At 68.3% G+C, this 18,368-nt stretch carries 11 protein-coding genes; 5 read left to right on the top strand and 6 right to left on the bottom strand.

Translation table 11 applies throughout. The features are described from left to right. Positions 1 to 108: 108 nt before the first annotated feature. From UUA_RS17620 to pgmB, 4 genes are all read right to left on the bottom strand, one after another. Positions 109 to 2,367 carry a glycoside hydrolase family 65 protein gene (locus tag UUA_RS17620; protein WP_008439366.1) on the bottom strand — a complete coding sequence of 753 codons (2,259 nt, stop codon included), beginning with the start codon at positions 2,365 to 2,367 and terminating at the stop codon, positions 109 to 111. An 18-nt stretch (positions 2,368 to 2,385) separates the two neighbouring features. Beyond that, positions 2,386 to 3,654, bottom strand: a complete 1,269-nt coding sequence (locus UUA_RS17615; RefSeq protein ID WP_039954440.1) for an MFS transporter — start codon at positions 3,652 to 3,654, stop codon at positions 2,386 to 2,388. 100 nt (positions 3,655 to 3,754) lie between these two features. Further along, complete coding sequence (locus UUA_RS17610) at positions 3,755 to 6,295, bottom strand: TonB-dependent receptor (protein WP_039954445.1); 2,541 nt, start codon at positions 6,293 to 6,295, stop codon at positions 3,755 to 3,757. 70 nt (positions 6,296 to 6,365) lie between these two features. Continuing rightward, a complete protein-coding gene (pgmB, locus tag UUA_RS17605; protein ID WP_008439363.1) occupies positions 6,366 to 9,389 on the bottom strand; it encodes a beta-phosphoglucomutase in 3,024 nt (1,007 codons plus the stop codon). 332 nt (positions 9,390 to 9,721) lie between these two features. Between pgmB and UUA_RS17600 the strand changes: the two genes are divergently transcribed. Further along, complete coding sequence (locus tag UUA_RS17600; protein ID WP_008439362.1) at positions 9,722 to 10,726, top strand: LacI family DNA-binding transcriptional regulator; 1,005 nt, start codon at positions 9,722 to 9,724, stop codon at positions 10,724 to 10,726. A gap of 3 nt (positions 10,727 to 10,729) precedes the next feature. Here the strand turns inward: UUA_RS17600 and UUA_RS17595 are convergent, their stop codons facing one another. Then, positions 10,730 to 12,379 (bottom strand): sensor histidine kinase, encoded by a 1,650-nt coding sequence (locus UUA_RS17595; protein WP_008439360.1) that lies wholly within the window; start codon positions 12,377 to 12,379, stop codon positions 10,730 to 10,732. On the opposite strand from UUA_RS17595, the gene sucC reads away from it, so the two are divergent. From sucC to UUA_RS17580, 3 genes are all read left to right on the top strand, one after another. Continuing rightward, positions 12,364 to 13,854 (top strand): ADP-forming succinate--CoA ligase subunit beta, encoded by a 1,491-nt coding sequence (gene sucC / locus UUA_RS17590; RefSeq protein ID WP_337999136.1) that lies wholly within the window; start codon positions 12,364 to 12,366, stop codon positions 13,852 to 13,854. The genes UUA_RS17595 and sucC overlap by 16 nt on opposite strands. Before the next feature lie 110 nt (positions 13,855 to 13,964). Beyond that, positions 13,965 to 14,840 (top strand): succinate--CoA ligase subunit alpha, encoded by an 876-nt coding sequence (sucD, locus tag UUA_RS17585; protein WP_008439358.1) that lies wholly within the window; start codon positions 13,965 to 13,967, stop codon positions 14,838 to 14,840. 91 nt (positions 14,841 to 14,931) lie between these two features. Further along, positions 14,932 to 16,623 carry an NAD+ synthase gene (locus tag UUA_RS17580; RefSeq protein WP_008439357.1) on the top strand — a complete coding sequence of 564 codons (1,692 nt, stop codon included), beginning with the start codon at positions 14,932 to 14,934 and terminating at the stop codon, positions 16,621 to 16,623. Positions 16,624 to 16,720: 97 nt separating this feature from the next. Here UUA_RS17580 and UUA_RS17575 read toward each other — a convergent pair whose 3' ends face one another. After that, a complete protein-coding gene (locus UUA_RS17575; RefSeq protein WP_039954439.1) occupies positions 16,721 to 17,587 on the bottom strand; it encodes an outer membrane protein assembly factor BamD in 867 nt (288 codons plus the stop codon). A gap of 71 nt (positions 17,588 to 17,658) precedes the next feature. Between UUA_RS17575 and UUA_RS17570 the strand changes: the two genes are divergently transcribed. After that, positions 17,659 to 18,368 (top strand): RluA family pseudouridine synthase (locus UUA_RS17570; protein WP_008439355.1); only part of this gene is annotated, 710 nt, incomplete at its 3' end.

Here is an 18,368-nt window from a genome sequence, read left to right as displayed (position 1 = left end):
GCAACCGTCGCCGCATCGCCGCATGCGCTGCGCGCGATCCGCGCATCGGCAGCCAGGTGGAATGCCAGACCGCACGCCGGCCAGGGCGTGCCGCCCGATGTCGGCGCTTCAGAGCGCGTGGCGGACCAGCTCCGGCTTGCCGTCCGCAGCGCGGCGCACGGTGATGTCGTAGTGGCGGCCGCGCAGGTTCACGTGCTTCAGCGTGAACGACTTCCACGACGGCGGCAGCACCGGCGCATAGGCTTCGACCAGTCCGCCGTGCTCCAGGCGCAGGCCGGTGAAGCCGTAGAGGATGTTCTGCAGCAGGCCGCCCGAGGCAGTCAGGAAATAGCCGGTGTTGTTGGTGGCGGTCTCGGTGCGCACGTTGAACGGCGGCTGCAGCACGTGGGTGGTGAGGTTGCGCTGGAACCACGCGCCGGCCGTCTGCGCGTCGCCCAGCGCGGCGGCGGCGATCGACGCCGGCGAAAGCCCCATGCTGTTCGGCTCCTGCCGCGAGCGCCCGGTCAGCGTCATCGCATAGTCGAAGTCGTTGCGGCGCACCTCGGCGCTCATCGGCAGGTCCAGCGAGGGATAGGCGAGCGCGGGCAGCGCGGTATCACCCCAGGCGTCGATGTCGTGCGGCACGCTCTCGTCGAAATCCAGATGGTGTCCGTCTTTCGCGGAGAACGGGAGGTACAGCTGCGCGGCGACTTCCGACCAGTGCGGGTCCGGCCTTGCGCCGACGGCGGCTGCGGCGGCGACGGCGATGTCCAGCGCCTTGCGCGCCGAGGCGTTGGTGAAGGTATCGTTCGGCACGTCGTTGTAGGCCTCCAGCACGGAGGTGACGTGGTGGATCTCGTAGCGGTGCTTGTCCGCCACCCACGTCGCGCGGCTGGCCCAGAAATCCGCCACGTCGCGGATCACTGGCCAGCCGTATCGAGCCAGCCACTGGTGGTCGCCGCTGGCCAGGTAGTACTGCCACTGGGCGATGGCGACGTCGGCGTTGACGTGGATTTCGCGCTCGCCGAGCACGTAGGCCATGTGCGGTGTCTGCTCGCTGCCGTTCTGCGGATCGGCCTCCCACGGGAACATCGCGCCGCGCAGACCGCGCGCCCGCGCCCGCGCCTCGGCCGCCGGCAAGGTGCGGGAGCGGAACATCACCAGCGATTTCGCCCGCTGCGGATGCAACAGCAGCAGCGCGGGAAAGACCCAGGTGTCGCTGTCCCAGAACACGTGGCCGGCGTAGCCGGGCGTCATGCCGCAGGCGCCGGTCGGCCAGGCGGTGTCGGGGGTGACGTTGGACAGCAGGTAATAGAGGTCGGAGTGCACGACCTGCTGCGCCCTCGGATCGCCGTCGATGCGGATGTCCGATTGCCACAGTTCGCTCCAGGCGGCGCGGTGCGCGTCGAGCAGGCGATCGAAGCCGGCCGTGCGCGCGGCCGTGGCCAGCGTGCGGTTCGCCTTCGCGTCGCCACCCCAGCCCGCGCGCGACAGCGCGACGAACTTGGTGAAGGTGTAGGTCTGACCCTTGCGCACTTTCGCGGTGAGGTTCAGCGCCAGCCGGTAGCTGCTGCGGTACAGCCGCAGGTCGGTGGACTGCAGGCCCGCGGGCAGCTCGATCGCAGCCGCCTCGGCCATCGACAGGCCTTGCTCGGCGTGGCCGTCCAGCCACAGCGTGCGGTCGCCCGTGTCGCCGTCAGCGGCCGTGACGTGCGTGTCGCCGTGGTACCAGAGCACCGCGCGGTCGGGCGTGGCCGGAGCGACCGGTTCGAGCTTCAGGTTGTGCGCCGCCACCGCCTCCTGCATCTCGTCGCCGCTCAGCCGCGCCAGCGGAAAACGCGGCTGGTGCGGCGCCCACAGGTTCAGCGCGAACGACAGCTGCACCTCGCCGTCGAACTCCGGCGTGATCGACAGCCGGGTCGCGGCGAGATGGGGCGAGGCCTGGCTGACCAGGCTGGTCACCTCGATGCGCGTGGCCCGGCCGTGGTCGAGGTAGCGGTAGCCCGTGCTGAGCGTGCCCTCGTAGAGGTTCAGCTGCTGCCGGTAATCCTGGAACACGGCCGGGTCCAGCGCGGTCTGGTTGAGCCAGAAGTGGCCGGCTGGCGAGTCCCCCGCGCTGTAGTCGATCTCGCTCCAGCCGGGCACCGCGGCGGGACGCGAAATATCGTCCTTCGCGTAGTCCATGAACGCGACCAGATAGGCCAGGTTGCCCTCGGTGCCGCGCGGCGAGGTCAGCGTCGACTGGTAGCCGTTGCCAAGCTGGCCGGGAAAGTAGCGGGCGAAGTCCTTCGCGGTGGCCGTCAGCAGGAAGCTGGGGTCGGTCGCGGCTTGCGCCGGCGCGGCGATGATCAGGAACAGGCCGGCGAGGAGTACGTGGCGCAGCTTCATGATCGCTCCAGGCAGCGACTATTTCGCGGTGATCCTGATTGCCACCGGCATCTCGGCGCCGGCGCGGTCGGTCTCGCGCTTGAACAGGAACAGCGTGGCCAGGATCAGGCTCATCGGCAGCAGCGAGAAATAGAACGCGTGGATGCCGTCGAAGCTGGCGAATACCCGGGCGGTGATGTACGAGCCCAGCGTGCCGCCGAGCGCGGAGAACACCACGATCAGCCCGGTCATCGCCGCGTGCATCGGCTTGGGCAGCGAGCTCAGCGCCACCGAGTTGATCACCGGGTAGATCGGCGCCATCAGCAGGCCGAGCAGCGGGATCAGGTACGCCGCCAGCGGCGCGTCGAGCCAGCCCACGTCCGGCCGCGCCACCACGCCGCGCGCCAGCGGCAGCACCAGCACGACCAGCACGGCCATCGCCACCACGCACGCGTTGAGCAGCACGTGCCAGCGCACGCGCTTGAGCACCATGCCGGCACCGATGCGGCCCAGTGCGGTCATGCCGGCGAGGATGCTGGCGAACTGGATGCTCATCGTGTTCGGCAGCTTCAGGATCTCGTTGTTGAAGGTGGGCAGCCAGGTGCCGAAGCTCTGCTCGATCAGCACGTACAGGAACGCCGAGGCGAGGAACACGTACACCAGCGGCCGCATGAACAGCCGCAGCATCTCCAGCAGCGAGTCGGCAAATGAATTGTTGTGCCCGTGCGCGTGCGCGGCGCTCTCGTCCAGGCGGCTGCTGCCCAGCAGCACGATCACCAGCGCGCAGGCGCCGGCCAGCAGCCAGTACACGTTGACCCACACCGGGTTGCCCGGGTGCGCCGGATCGACGAACGCGCTGAACAGCCAGTTGCCGCCGAGCACGCCGACCATGAACAGGCCTTCGATGGTGTTGGTCAGCCGTGAGTGGGCGACGCGGTCCGTGGTGAGCAGGCCGATCGAGGAATACACGCAGACCTTGGCCATCGCAAAGCCGACGCCCACACAGGCGAACAGCAGCCGCGTGGTCAGGAAACCCGGGTAGAGCGGCATCAGCACGCAGGCACCGCCGACGATCGCCAGCGCCAGCATCATCGAGCGCCGGTAGCCGAACATCGGCAGGAACGAGGCCACCAGGAACGAGGTGAACGCGATGGTGAGGTCCTTGTAACGCTCCAGCGCGCTGGCCGCGGGCTTGTCGATGCCGAACGTGGCGATCGACTGCAGGATCACCGTGCCGACGCTGTTGAGCAGGACCGCGAAGATCATGTAGATCAGCACCAGCGCGACGATCATGCGGATTCGGTTCATGTCACCCCCGGCGGTACGGCGTCGGTACTACTACGGAAAAAGGCGGCCCGGACCGCTCTGAGGTTTCGGTCCGGACCGCGCGCCCTGCAACAACCCAGGTTCAGAACAGGTACTTCACCGTCACGTTGACCTCGCGGCCTTCCAGCGGGCGGGCGAGGATCACCCCGTCGGTGCCGGCGGCGGAGCCGAAGATGCGCGAGTTGCTCTCGGTCAGGCCCAGTTCGTTGGTCATGTTGGTGCCCTGCAGGCGAATCTGCCAGCTCTGCTGCACGTTGGCGACGATGCCGAAGTCCCAGGTGTTGTAGCTGCCGAGCTGCTGCAGGCCGGACTGATCCTGGGTGTGCTCGCCGACGTGGGTGTAGGTCACGAAGGCGGTGACATCTCCCCAGGAGAACGGCAGGCGGTAGCTTGGCGTGAGCATGTAGCGCACCTTCGGCTGGCGCTGCAGCTGCTTGCCGTTGATGCCGATGCACTGGCTGGTGCCGCTGACCAGGTCGGTGTACACGAAGCAGGAGTTGTTGTGCGAGTAGTGGCCGTCGAGGTAGTTGGCGACCACCTGCAGCTTGAAGTTCTCGAACGGCGTGACCGCGCCGGCGAGGTTCACGCCCTTGGAGTCGGAGCCGTACAGCGCCTGCTCACCCACCGGCACGCCCTGGCCGTTGGTGGGCTGGTAGGTCAGGCCGTTGAACTGGCGGTGGTACACGCTGATGTCGGCATAGAACAGGTCGGACTGGTACTTGAAGCCGCCCTCGAAGTTCTGCACCTTCTGCAGCGGCGGGGTATTGCCGGTGGTGTTGCCGCGCAGCGCGTTGTCGAAGTCGCCGAAGTGCGCGCCCTTGTTGGCGCGCACGTAGACGCTCATGTTGTCGGCCAGCTCGTAGTTCACGCCGACGGTCCACGACGGGTGGGTCTTGTCGTAGCGGGTTTTCGCGTAGGTGCCGTCGCACACCGGCACGCTGTTGTCGTACAGCGTGTCCGGGTTGCCGTCAAGGTTGACGTTGGTGAGGTTGCACACGTTGTTGGTGGCGTTCTCGTTCTCGATGCGGCCGGACACGTCGATCAGCCACTTGCCGATGCGCCACACGTCGGACAGGTAGAACGCCTTGTTGGTGGCGCTGCCGTGCTGGGCGATGTTGTAGCCGCCGTAGTCGAGGAAGCCCTGGCCGTCGGTGAGGTACTTGGTCTGGCCGTTGTCAACGTAGCTGACCTGGATCGGCTGCGCGTTCGGCGTGTTGGTCATCAGCATCTGGTTGCCCAGCGCCCACTTGTCGTTCATGGTGTAGTGGGTCAGGTAGAGGCCGCCGGTGAGCGTGTTGCCCTCGAACAGTTCCTTGCTCAGGCGGAAGTCGTTGCTGATGTTCTTCAGCCGCTTGTGGATGTACCACCAGCCCTGGTGGATCACGCTCTGGTTCGGGTCGACCAGGCCGCCGCCGTTCACGTAGCTGGCGGTGGCCGATCCGGCCGGCAGGTTGAAGGCGCCCATGCTCGCGTTGTTGGTGTAGAGCATGTCGTTCATGCTGCCGGGGTTGTTGCCCGAGAACAGCGCGTTGGTGTCGACGTCGCCGCCGTCGAGCAGGAACTTGTCCGACAGGTTCCAGCCGTTGCCCAGATCGTAGTCGAAGTTGCCGCCGAAGAAGCTGAACTTGGTGCCGCGGCCGTTGGCCAGGTTGGCGTCGGTGCCGCCGCCGGGGTAACCGGGCAGGTGCACGTGCTGGATCGCCTTGCTGTAGTAGGTGTCGGTCAGCGGGTCGAAGCCGGGGTAGGCGCTGAACTGGTTGGTGCCGCTCTGGGTCAGCGGCACCGGCGTGATGAACTGGTTGCGGTCGTTGAGCTGGCGCGCGTAGAAGGTCATCGTGCCGTTGTCACTGTCGTGGCTCAGCGTGGCGGTGAACTGGCCACCCTTGTCCGCGGCGAACTGCGGGTCGCGCACGCCGTCGGAGGTGCGCCAGAAGCCGCCCACACTGCCGTACCAGTTGTTGCCGAGCGGGAAGCCGATGAAGCCGTCCACGCGACGCAGGTTCTCGTCGCCGTAGGTGACGCCGATGCTGCCGCTGGGCACGTCGGTGCCGGTCTTCAGCATGAAGTTCGCGGTGGCGCCGATCTGGCCGTCGCCGAACACCACCGACGGGCCGCCCTGCAGGATTTCCACGCGCTCGATGGTGTCGTCGAGGCGGAAGAGCGAGGTGGTCTCGAAGAACGACAGCGTGGGCATGCCGTAGAGCGGCGAGCCCATCAGCTGGGTCGTGAAGTAGGGCGCGTCGCCGCCGCCCGGGAAGCCGGCGATCTCGATGTTGGCGCCGGTCTGGCCACCGGTGGACTCCGGCCACATGCCCGGGGAGATCTTCAGCAGGTCCGCCGTGCTCTTCGGGTTGGACATCTTGATCTGCTCGGCCGAGGCGGTGGTGACCGAGTAGCTGGTATCGATCTTGCGCAGGCCGCCGGTGGCGGTGTTGCCGGTCACCACCACCTGTTCGAGGGTCTTGGCCTTGGCGGCCTCGGCTTTCTGCTGCGCCGTGCTCTTCTTCGCCGATGCCTGGGCGGCCGGCGCCGGGGCGGCGTCCTGGGCCATGGCCGCGCCGCAAAACAGGATGGCGGCGATCGCCACCGGTAGACTCAGTCTGGACAACTGTTTGGTCTTCATTTCCATCTCTCCCCACCTTTGGATTGGATTGTTTTTGAGCGCAGCTCGTGCGGCTGCGCGGAATGGCCGCTCACGCGATGAAGCGGCTGATGTCGAACGCGGCAATGTCCGGCAGCAGCACATCCGCCTTGTCCAGCTCCTGCGCGCGGCCGATGCCGACCGCCGCCATGCCCGCCGCGTGCAGGGCGGCGATGCCCGCCGCGGCGTCTTCCACGCCGAGGCATTCCCCCGGGGCGAGCCCCAGCCCGCGCGCCGCCGCCAGGAAGATCTCCGGGTCGGGCTTGGAGCGGGCGATGCGGCTGGCGTCGACCACGCAGTCGAACAGCGCGGCGATACCCAGCCGGTCGAGCAGTTGCGGCGCATTGCGGCTGGCCGAGGCCAGCGCAGTCTTCAGCCCGGCGCGGCGCACGGACTCCACCGCGGCGTGCGCGCCGGGCAGCAGGTCCTGCGGGCCGAGGCGCCCGATCAGTTCGACGTAGTGGGCATTCTTGCGTGCGGCGAGCGCTTCCTTCTCCGTCTCACTGTAGGAGCGCGGCGCGTGCTCCAGCAGGATGTCCAGCGAGCCGCGACGGTCCACGCCTTTCATGCGCCCGGCGGTGACTTCGTCGAGCGGCGCGCCGATTTCGTCGGCCAGCTGCTGCCATGCCGAGCGGTGCAGCACGGCAGTGTCGGCGAGCACGCCGTCGAGGTCGAACACCACCGCCTTCAGCGGCGGCGGGGCGACGGAGCCTGCGCAGGGCAGGTGCAACGGCTGGCCGGCGTGCAGGCGCTGCGGCAGGCCGTCGTGCAGGAAGGTGAGCGAGCTGCCCTCGGTGAGGGTGTAGCGCGCGCCGTCGCCGTCGACCTCCACGCGCAGGTGTGCCCCGCGCCAGCACAGGCCGAAGCGGTAGCTTTTCCATGCCGCCGGCAGCCGCGGCGCCAGCGCGGGAAGGCCATCGTGCACGCGCAGCCCGCCGTAGCCCCAGCTCAGTGCCAGCCAGCTGCCGGCCATCGCCGCCATGTGCAGGCCGTGCGCCGCGTTGCCATGCAGGTCGTCCAGGTCGACCCGCAAGGTGTCGAGGAAATAACCGTGCGCCTTGTCGGCGTGGCCCACTTCGGCCGCGACCACCGCGAAGGTGGAGGCGGACAGGGTGGAGTCATGCACGGTGACGCCTTCGTAGTAGTCGAAATTGCGGCGCTTGGTGGCCACATCGACCTGCTCGCCGGCCAGCACCAGGGCCAGCAGCGTATCGGCCTGTTTGCAGACCTGGTGGCGATAGAGGGTGAGCGGGTGCAACTGCAGCAGCAGCGGCTGCCGGTCGGGCGTGGTGGCGAGCTGCGGCGGCAGGCGCGGCTTGTCGAGAAAGCCGTCGTCCTGCGGGAAGATGCCGAGCGCGGCGTCCACCGGCAGGTGCATCGTGCGGGCGGCGCGGCGCCACTGGCTTGCCTCGTCCGCTTGCAGGTTGAGGCGCGCGCCCAGCGCGGCATGTTCGGCCGGGTGGCTCAGCGCCATCCAGTCGGCGACGTCGGCGGCATCCTGCAGGTGTCGTTGCGCCATGCGATTGGTGTAGTGGTTGTTGTCGACCAGGGCGGAGTATTCGTCCGGCCCGGTCACCTCATGGATACAGAAGGCGCCGCCGTGGCGCGCGCTGAAGTGTCCGATCTGCAGCCAGATGCGCGCGGTCTCGAACAGCATTTCGGCACCGTGCGCGAGCAGGAACGCATCATCGCCGCTGGCGTCGACGTAGAGGCGGATCGCCCAGGCCACCGCCGCGTTGATGTGGTACTGCGCCGAGCCGCTGGGGAAGTACGAGGAGCACTCGTCGCCGCTGATCGTACGCCACGCGTACAGCGCGCCGCGGGGATGGTCCAGCTCACGCGCATGGCGGCGCGCGTTGTCCAGCGTGCGGTAGCGGTACATCAGCATCGCCCGCGCCAGTTCCGGCGCCAGGGTGGCCAGCACCGGCAGCATGAACACCTCGGCGTCCCAGAAATAGTGGCCTTCGTAGCCTTCGCCGGTGAGGCCCTTGGCGGCGGTGGTGCCGTGGCTGTCGCGGCTGCTCGACTGGAACACATGGAACAGGTTGAAGCGCAGCGCCTGCTCGGTCGTCGGGTCGCCGTCGATGGCCAGATCGGCCTGCGCCCACAACGTGGACAGCGCCCGGGCCTGGCGTGCCAGCAGCGCCGGGTAGCCAAGTGCGTCGGCGGTATCCAGCGAAGCGCGGGCGCGAGCGAGCAGGTCGTTTGCCTGATCTCCGGCCAACGGCGAGGTGAAGGCATAGGCGACGTATTTTTCCAGGCTGACCGCCTGGCCGGGCGTCAGCATGCCCTCGTAGACCTGGGTGACGCCATGGGGTGCCAGGTTGGCGTGGCGGAACCGCAGCTCGCCGGCATGCCGGTGCCGCTGCGCGCAGACCAGCCGGATGCCGCTGTGGGTGGTCTGCTGGCCGACCCAGGCGAGGTCCTCCCCGGCGTGGGCGTCGCAGGTGCCCAGGCCGCCGTCGATGCGGCTGCCGATGCGCGGGTCGAAGCCCTGCTCGGCGGCTTCGCGCGCGGTGCTGATGGACGACTCCAGCGTGATCGGCCCGGCGTAGTCGAGCGAGCGCACGCGGTAGTGGATCGCCAGCAGCCCGGCGTCTTCCAGGCTCACGATGCGCTCGGCCTCGATCTCCAGCGTGGCACCTTCCGGCGAGCGCCAGCGCAAGCGGCGCCGGTAGCAGCCCTGGCGCAGGTCGAGCACGCGTTCGAAATGCAGCCAGGTGCCCTGGTCCAGCCGTACCGGCGTGTCGCCCAGGCGCAGGTGGATGCGCGCGGCATCGGCGACCGGGATGCGTGTGTCGGTATGCGCGGCAAAGCCGGGGAACCGTTCGTGGTAGTCGATCGGACTGCGTTCCCACACGGCGGACAGCAGGGTGGCCTGGCTGGCGCTGTCGCTTTCCTCCAGGTTGCCGCGTACGCCGAGGGTGCCGTTGGCCAGCGCGAACAGGCTCTCGTCCTGCGCAAAGCCGGCAGGGTCGGTGCCGTGGCGTACCAGCAGCCAGGGGTCGACCACGACCTCGGCGCCGACGGACGGCACTTCGGCATCGAGCAGCACGGCTGCGTAGCTGTCCACCATGAGTCCCCATTTCTCCGTCCGGCGCACCGGGCCGGGCGGCCCGCGAGGCTGCGGCTGGCGGCGAGCTTGGCAGCAATTGTTATCGGTATCAAGATACCGATAACAATTGCTGTGGAGATCGCCATGACCAAGCTGCGACAGGAGGCGGCGGCCGGAGCCTCGCGCCCGCCATGCGCGCCGGTGCGCAGCCGGTGCAAGCGCCGGCGTGGCGCGAGCTTGCATCGGCAAGGCGAATGTCGACACACTGCGGGCGCCGGCCCGGGCCATCGCTGCCGTCCGGCAGCGTCGCAGCACCGGGCCGGGATCGGCCAGACCAACAGGGAACCGGGCAGTTGAGCAAGAAGGGCGCGCGTCGGCACGCGTCGGGCGGCCTGACCATGGCCGACCTGGCGAAGCTGGCCGGGGTATCCAAGATCACCGTCTCGCGGGCGCTGGGCAACAGCCCGCTGGTCAATCCGCAGACCCGCGAGCGGATCCAGGCGCTGGCGCACGAGCGCGACTACAAGTTCAACATCAGCGCACGCAACCTGCGTCTGCGCCGCAGCCATACCGTGGCGGTGATCGTGGAGATGAAGCCGTCCACCGACCGCACCATGTTCGATCCCTACCCGCTGGTGCTGCTGGGCGGCATCTCGCAGGAACTGACCGCGGCCGGCTACAGCGTGCTGCTGACCACCCGCCAGGGCGCCAGCGCGGCGGCGGTGCAGGCTGCCGACGGGCTGATCCTGCTGGGCCAGGGCGCGCACCAGGACGCGGTGCGCCGGTTCGACAAGCTGAACCTGCCGATGGTGGTGTGGGGCGCGCCGTCGGCCAGCGACGCGCATGTGGTGGTGGGCAGCGACAACCGCCTCGGCGGCGCGGTGGTGGCGCGGCACTTCATCGCGCTGGGCCGGGGCCGGCCGGTGTTCATCGGCAACCCCAGCCATCCGGAAATCTTCGAGCGCCTGAACGGCTTCATCGACGCGCTGGCGGTACGCGGGATCAAACCGCTGCTGATGCGGCGCGACGAGTTCACCGTGGACTCGGGCATGGACGCGGTGCGCTCGCTGCACCAGCGCAAGGTCGGCTTCGACGCGATCTTCGCCTGCAACGATCTGCTGGCGATGGGCGCGATCCGCGCCACGCTGGACCTGGGGCGCTCGGTGCCGGCCGACGTGTCGGTGGTGGGCTACGACGACATGCCGCTGGGCGCCAGCTTCCTGCCGCCGCTGAGCTCGGTGCGGCAGGACTGGCAGGAGGGCGGCATGTTGCTGGCGCGCAAGGTGCTGGCACTGATCGAGGGCGAGCCGGCCAGCCCGGAAAGCCTGCCGGTCAGCCTGATCGTGCGTGCCACCTGAGCTTCAGCGCGCGGCGTCCGCCTGCGCGGTTTCGGCGGCGTCGGCCGGGCTGCGCGCCGGCGGCGTCAGCACCAGCCGGAAGCAGCTGCCGCCGCCGGCCACGCGCACGTATTCCAGCGCGGCCTGGTTGGCGTCGCTCATCTGCCGGGCCAGGTACAGGCCCAGGCCGGTGCCGTACTCATGGGTGGTGTAGAACGGCTCGAAGATCTGCGCGGCCACCTTCGGCGCGATGCCGGGGCCGCGGTCGATCACTTCCAGGATCGGTACGCCGTGCTCGCCCTGCCGGGCCACCACCATCACCCGCGCCGGTTCGCCGGGCAGGCGGCCGTAGCGCAGGGCGTTCTGCACCAGGTTCCATACCACCTGCTGCAGCTGTTGCGGGTCGGCCACCGCTGCCACCGGGATGCTGCTGTTGGCGATCGCGCGCAGCGAATCGCCGCCGAGGTCGTTGCCCTGGCTGTACTCCTCGACGAAGGCCTGCGCCCAGCGGCCCAGGTCCAGCGTTTCCGGTCGCGAGCGTTCGCGCCGTGACAGTTGCAGGATGTTCTCGATGATCTCGTTGAGCCGGATGCAGTGGTTGTTGATGATCTCGACCATGCGCTGGTCGGTGCTGTCCATGCTGGTCGATTCGGCCAGCAACTGCGCCGAATAGCGGATCGCCGCCAGCGGGTTCCTGATCTCGTGCGCGATCGAGGCGGACAACCGGCCCAGCGAGGTCAGCGTGAGCTCCTCGGCGCGGCGCGACAGCAGCGAGGTGTCGTCGAGGAAGATCAGTACGTGCGAGTCATCGTTCGGCGCCAGCCGGGTGAAGCGCGGCACCACCTCCGGCACGCCGTCGGCGAGCTGGGTAGCGGTCTCGTCCAGCTTGCCCGAAGTCATCCAGTGGTACAGCCGGCGCGACAGTTCCGGCGCCAGCTGGCCGAGATCGCGCTGGTCGGCGCCGGGGTTGCCCAGCAGCATCCAGGCCGATTCGTTGATCTGGTGGATGCGGTTGGCGTCGTCCACCAGCAGCACGCCGGTTTTCATGCGGCGGATGATCAGCTCGTTGACCTGGGCCAGGTTGGCCAGGTCGGTGCTGCGCTGCTCGGCCAGCGCCTCGGTGGCGCGCAGTTGCCGGCCCAGCACGTGGCACAGCGTGGTGGTGGCGAAGTAGGCCAGGCCGAACAGCGCCGCCTCCAGCAGGTCGCGGTCGCCGGGGCTGGCCGAGGTGCCGAAGAAGGTATGCCCGAGCATGCCCAGCGTGGCCAGCGCGGCGAAGAAGCTGGACAGCCGCAGCGGCAGGATCAGCGCGCCGGCGCTGAGGTTCACCGCCAGCATCATCGCGATGCCGATGCGCGCATCGTGCATCGCGGTGATCGCCAGCACGGCGGCGGCGATGTCCACCGCCAGGGTCGTTGCCACCACCGTGCGTGCGTACGGCATGCTGCGCCGGTTGAACAGCAGCATGACCAGCGCGAAGACCAGGTACAGCATGGTCACGCCGCGGGCGAAATCGGGCTTGGCCAGCTCGGGCCAGCCCAGCCCCGGCGGGCTGAAGGCCAGCCCGGCGTAGACCAGCGCCTGCACCAGCCGGAACGCGTTGAGGAAGGTCAGCTCGTGGCGGATCGTCGCGGCGCCCGCGCGCTGGCCGGTCAGGGGTGCTGTGCTGGACATTGTGCGGCCTGTACTGGAGGGATGTACCGGATGGGGCGGCGCATTTCCGCGGTCGGGCGAGTATAGACGCGGTGGTCGGCGCTGTGAGTGGGGCAAAAAGCGCACGGAACCAGCCCGCGCGGGCGCTCCGGGCGACGGCCCTTTCCATCGGCGCCCGCTTCCGCGAAAATAGGCGGCCGTATTGCGCGGTTTGCCGGTTCAGTCCGGCAGGCGCACTGCATCGGCAGCGCCTCCATCCGCCGTCCGACTTTCCTGACCCACGCTGTTGTGTCGCGTGCGGCCGCCTTCGTTTCTCCGTTCGCTCGAGGTATCGAATGAATTTCCACGAATACCAGGCCAAAGAACTGTTCGCGCAGTACGGCATCGCCGTGCCGCCGGGCAGGGTCGCCAACTCCCCCGATGCTGCCGTCGACGCCGCCAAGGCGCTTGGCGGTTCGCAGTGGATGGTCAAGGCGCAAATCCACGCAGGCGGCCGCGGCAAGGCCGGCGGCGTCAAGTTCTGCAAGAGCCTGGACGACGTCCACGCCGCCGCCAAGGGCATGCTCGGCACCCGCATGGAAACCTACCAGTCGGCCGGCCGCGCGCTGCCGGTGAACCTGGTGCTGGTGACCGACGCCACCAACATCGCCAAGGAGCTGTACCTGTCGGTGCTGGTGGACCGCGACTCCAAGGCCGTGTCCTTCATCGCCTCCAAGCACGGCGGCGTGGACATCGAGCAGGTCGCCCGCGAGACCCCTGAAGACATCCACACCGTGGTGGTGGACTTCGTCGAGGGCCTGCAGCCGTACCAGTGCCGCAACCTCGGCTTCGCCATGGACCTGGCGGCCAAGCAGGTCAACCAGCTGACCAAGATCATGCTGGGCCTGTACAAGCTGTTCAACGAGAAGGACCTGTCGCTGGTCGAGCTGAACCCGCTGGCGATCCTCGAGGACGGCAACCTGGCCGCGCTCGACGGCAAGGTCAACTCCGACGACAACGCCGACTTCCGCCACGCCGAGCTGGTCGCCATGCGCGACCTGACCCAGGAAGACGCCGCCGAGGCGGCCGCGGTGCAGAACAACCTCAACTACGTGACCATGGACGGCTCGATCGGCTGCATGGTCAACGGCGCCGGTTTGGCGATGGCCACCATGGACGTGATCAAGCTGGCGGGCGGCGAGCCGGCCAACTTCCTCGACGTCGGCGGCGGCGCCACCAAGGAGCGCGTGACCGAGGCGTTCAAGCTGATCCTGTCCTCCGACAAGGTGAAGTGCATCCTGGTCAACATCTTCGGCGGCATCGTGCGCTGCGACCTGATCGCCGAGGGCATCATCGCCGCGGTCAAGGAAGTGGGCTTGAAGATCCCCGTGGTGGTGCGCCTGCAGGGCACCAATGTCGATCAGGGCCGCGAACTGCTGGCCAACTCCGGCCTGGCGATCACGCCGGCGGACGATCTCAACGACGCGGCGCAGAAAGCCGTGGCAGCGGCCAAATAACCCCCTGTAGGAGCCCGCTTGCGGGCGATGCTTCTGATCTGATCTTCAGTGTGCATCAGGGCAAGAGCATCGCCCGCAAGCGGGCTCCTACACGAGCTAAGGATATTTCCATGAGCGTACTCGTCAACAAAAACACCAAGGTGATCGTGCAGGGCTTCACCGGCCAGCAGGGCACCTTCCATGCACAGCAGTGCCTCGACTACGGCACCCAGGTGGTCGGCGGCGTCACCCCGGGCAAGGGCGGTTCCCGGCACATCGGCCTGCCGGTGTTCAACTCGGTCGATGAAGCGGTGCTCGAAACCGGCGCCGACGCGTCGGTGATCTTCGTGCCGCCGCCGTTTGCAGCCGACTCGATCCTGGAAGCGATCGACGCCGGCATCAAGGTCATCGTGGCGATCACCGAAGGCATCCCGGTGCTGGACATGCTGCGCGTGAAGAACGTGCTGGCGCAGCATCCGGAAACCATCCTGATCGGGCCGAACTGCCCCGGCATCATCACCCCCGGCGAATGCAAGATCGGCATCATGCCCGGCCAGATCCACAGCAAGGGCAAGGTCGGCGTGGTCTCGCGCTCCGGCACGCTGACCTATGAAGCGGTGTTCCAGACCACCAACGAAGGCCTCGGCCAGAGCACGGTGATCGGCATCGGCGGCGACCCGATCAACGGCCTGAACTTCATCGACTGCCTGAAGCTGTTCCAGGACGACCCGCAGACCGAGGGCATCATCATGGTCGGCGAGATCGGCGGCAGCGCCGAGGAAGACGCCGCCGAGTTCATCGGCGAGTACGTGACCAAGCCGGTGGTGTCGTTCATCGCCGGTGCCTCGGCCCCGGCCGGCAAGCGCATGGGCCACGCCGGCGCGATCATCTCCGGGGGCAAGGGCACCGCCGCGGCGAAGTTCGCCGCGCTGGAGAAGGCCGGCGTCACCACGGTGAAGTCGCCGGCCGACCTGGGCAAGGCGCTGGCGAAGTTGATGAAGAAGTAAGTCGGTCCCGGCGTAAGTGGGCCGCGTAGTGCTCTAAAATGCGAAGGCCGCGACTCGCGTCGCGGCCTTCGTCATTCTGGGAGCACGCTGCATGGCAAGGCTGCGTCTGGCACTGGCCCAATACGATTTTCCGGTCGGCGCGGTGGCGGCGAATGCCGCCAAAGCCGGCGACCTGATCGCGCGGGCGCGCCGGGGCGGCGCCGCGCTGGTGGCGTTTCCCGAGCTGACCCTGTCCGGTTACCCGCCGGAAGACCTGCTGCTGCGGCCGAGCTTCCTGGCCGCCTGCGACAGCGAGCTGGCCGCGCTGGCGGCGGCGACCAACGGTGTCGCGGCCCTGGTCGGTCATCCGCACAGCGAGGGTGAGGTATTCAACGCGGCCAGCCTGCTGCGCGGTGGCCTGGTGGACTGCACCGCGCACAAGCAGGTGTTGCCGAACTACGGCGTGTTCGACGACAAGCGCTATTTCCGCCCCGGTCACGAGTCGACCACCGCGGTGATCGACGGGGTGCGGGTGGGGTTTCTGGTCTGTGAGGACGTATGGCAGCCGGAGCCCGCCGCGCAGGCCGCGGCCGCGGGCGCCGAGCTGCTGCTGGTGATCAACGCCTCGCCGTGGGACGGCGCGAAACAGGCCGGGCGTGAGGCCGTGCTGCAGGCGCGCGCGCGGGAAACCGGTTGCGCCATCGCCTACCTCAACATGGTCGGCGGGCAGGACGAGGTGGTCTACGACGGCGGCTCGTTGCTGGTGAACGGTGATGGCGCGATCGCCGCGCGTGCGCCGGCCTTCATCGATGTGCTGCTGTGGGCCGAGTTCGATCCGGCCTCGCGCACCTTGTCGGCGGAAGACTGGCCGGTCACCGCCGACGCCTCGCTGGAGGCGACGCTGTACGCGGCGCTGGTGCGCGGCACCCGCGACTACATCGACAAGAACGGCTTCGGCGGCGTGCTGCTGGGCCTGTCCGGCGGCATCGACTCCGCGCTGACGCTGGCGCTGGCGGTCGACGCGCTGGGCGCGCAGCGGGTCACCGCCGTGATGATGCCCACGCGCTATACCTCGCGGCTGTCGCTGGACGGCGCGCGCGCGCAGGCGGAACGGCTCGGCGTGGATTACCACGTGATCGACATCGAGCCGACCTACCAGTCGTTCATCGCAGCGCTGACCCCGGCGTTCGCCGGCAAGGCCGCCGACACCACCGAGGAGAACCTGCAGTCGCGCATCCGCGGCACCATGCTGATGGCGCTGTCCAACAAGCATGGCCGCCTGTTGCTGGCCACCGGCAACAAGAGCGAGATGGCGGTGGGTTACGCTACCCTGTACGGCGACATGTGCGGCGCCTATGCACCGCTGAAGGACGTCTACAAGACGGTGGTGTACCGGCTGGCGCGGTGGCGCAATGGAGCAGGGAATAGGGAATCGGGAATCGGGAATAGGGAAAGCGCGCCCTCGCGGGCATCCGGCTCTTCGACGATTCCCGATTCCCGATTCCCGATTCCCCCGGAAGTCATCGACCGCCCGCCCTCGGCCGAGCTGCGCGACAACCAGACCGACCAGGACTCGCTGCCGCCGTACGAGGTGCTGGACGCGATCCTGGCGCGCTTCATTGAGGGCGAGCAGTCGCAGGCGGAGATCGTCGCCGCCGGCTTCGTCGCCGACGTGGTGCACCGGGTGGTACGGCTGGTGCTGGTCAACGAGTTCAAGCGACGGCAGGCGGCACCCGGCCCTCGCGTGACCACCCGCGCCTTCGGCCGCGAACGTCGCTACCCGATCACCTCCGGCTGGAGATAGGGAACAGGGAATGAGCAAAGCGCGGACAGCCGCCTTTTCCGATTCCCTATTCCCGACTCCCTATTCCCTGCGAAGGCCGCTATGCGGCCGACGCGCCTCAGTGATGCCCCGAGAACGGCACCATCTTGCGCAGTGTGGACGGCGGGTGCGGCCACTTGGCGTCGCCCAGGTACGGGTGGTTCGGGTAGTTCAGCGCCAGCACCTGCCGGCTCTGGTCGGCCAGGGTCTTCTGGTCCAGCGCCAGGTAGCTGCGGGTGAGGATGGCCAGCGCGTCGCCGGTCTGCGGCGCCTGCTGGTAGTGTTCGATCACGTACTGCGCGCGATCGGCGGCGGCGACGTAGGCCTTGTTGCGCAGGTAGAACTCGGCCACGTTGATTTCGTACTGGGCCAGGATGTTGCGCAGGTAGATCATGCGCTGGCGCGCATCGGCGGTGTACGCGCTGTCCGGGAAGCGCCGTGACAGCTCGGAGAAATCGTCGAACGACTGCAGGTTGTAGCCCTGGTCGCGACGCGCCTGCGAGCCTTCGCGGTTGATGTAGCGGTCGATCACGCCGCTGGTGCGGTCGAAATTGATCAGCCCGCGCAGGTAATAGGCATAATCGACGTGCTTGTTGGCCGGGTAGGTCTTGATGAAGCGGTTCACGGTCGACAAGGCATCATCAGGCTGGTTGTCCTTGTATTGCGCGTAGGCCATCTCCAGTTGTGCCTGCTCGTTGTACTCGCCCGAAGGGAAACGCGCGATCAGGCGCTGGTAGGCCTTGGTGGCGGCGGCATAGTCGGCGTTCTGCAGCGAGGCGTGCGCGTTGTCGTACAGCGTGACCAGCGGCATCGTGTCGATAGTCTCCCTTTTCGACTTGAACATCGAACATGCGCTCATCGAGACGACGAGCGTGAGCACCACAAGCACTTTGAGTACAGGCAATTTGGGCATCGGCAGCGTGGGCGAGTCGATCGTTGGGCGCATAAGGAAAGAATTCGGATGTTTGAGCGAAAAGGCATGATAGCCGAAACCGGCCACAGCCCGCGGAAGCCGGCATGACCACAATCCGGCACGAAGCGGTGGTGCCGCTGGGCGCGGCGGGACGCAGGTTCGACCAGGCGCTGGCCGAGATGTTCCCCGATTATTCGCGCTCGCGGCTCAGCGGCTGGATCAGGTCCGGGGCGGTGACCCTGGACGGCGTGCCCGCGCCGCCGCGGCAGCTGCTGCGCGGCGGCGAGCGGGTGCAGCTGCAGGTGGAGCTGGAAAACGAGGTGTCCAGCGCGGCGGAGGACATCGCGCTGGCCGTCGTGCACGAGGACGAGCACCTGCTGGTGCTGGACAAGCCGGCCGGGCTGGTCGTCCACCCCGGTGCCGGCAACCCGGCCGGCACCCTGCTCAACGCGCTGCTGCACCATGACCCGCGGCTGGCCGAGCTGCCGCGCGCCGGCATCGTGCACCGGCTCGACAAGGACACTTCCGGCCTGATGGTGGTGGCGCGGACCCTGCCGACCTACACCGCGCTGGTCGACCTGCTCTCGCGCCACGAGGTGGAGCGCCAGTACGAGGCGGTGGTGCTGGGCACGCTGGTGGCCGGCGGCACGGTGGATGCGCCGATCGGGCGCAGCCTGGGCGACCGCCTGCGCCAGGCGGTGCGCGACGAGGAGGATGGCAAGCGCGCGGTGACCCACTACCGCGTGCGCGAACGTTTCCGCGCGCACAGCCTGCTGCAGTGCCGGCTGGAGACCGGCCGCACCCACCAGATCCG

Source organism: Rhodanobacter thiooxydans LCS2, from assembly GCF_000264375.1.
Taxonomy (GTDB): Bacteria; Pseudomonadota; Gammaproteobacteria; order Xanthomonadales; family Rhodanobacteraceae; genus Rhodanobacter; species Rhodanobacter thiooxydans.
Note: the sequence above shows the minus strand (reverse complement) of the source record. Positions and strands in the feature narration are given on the sequence as shown.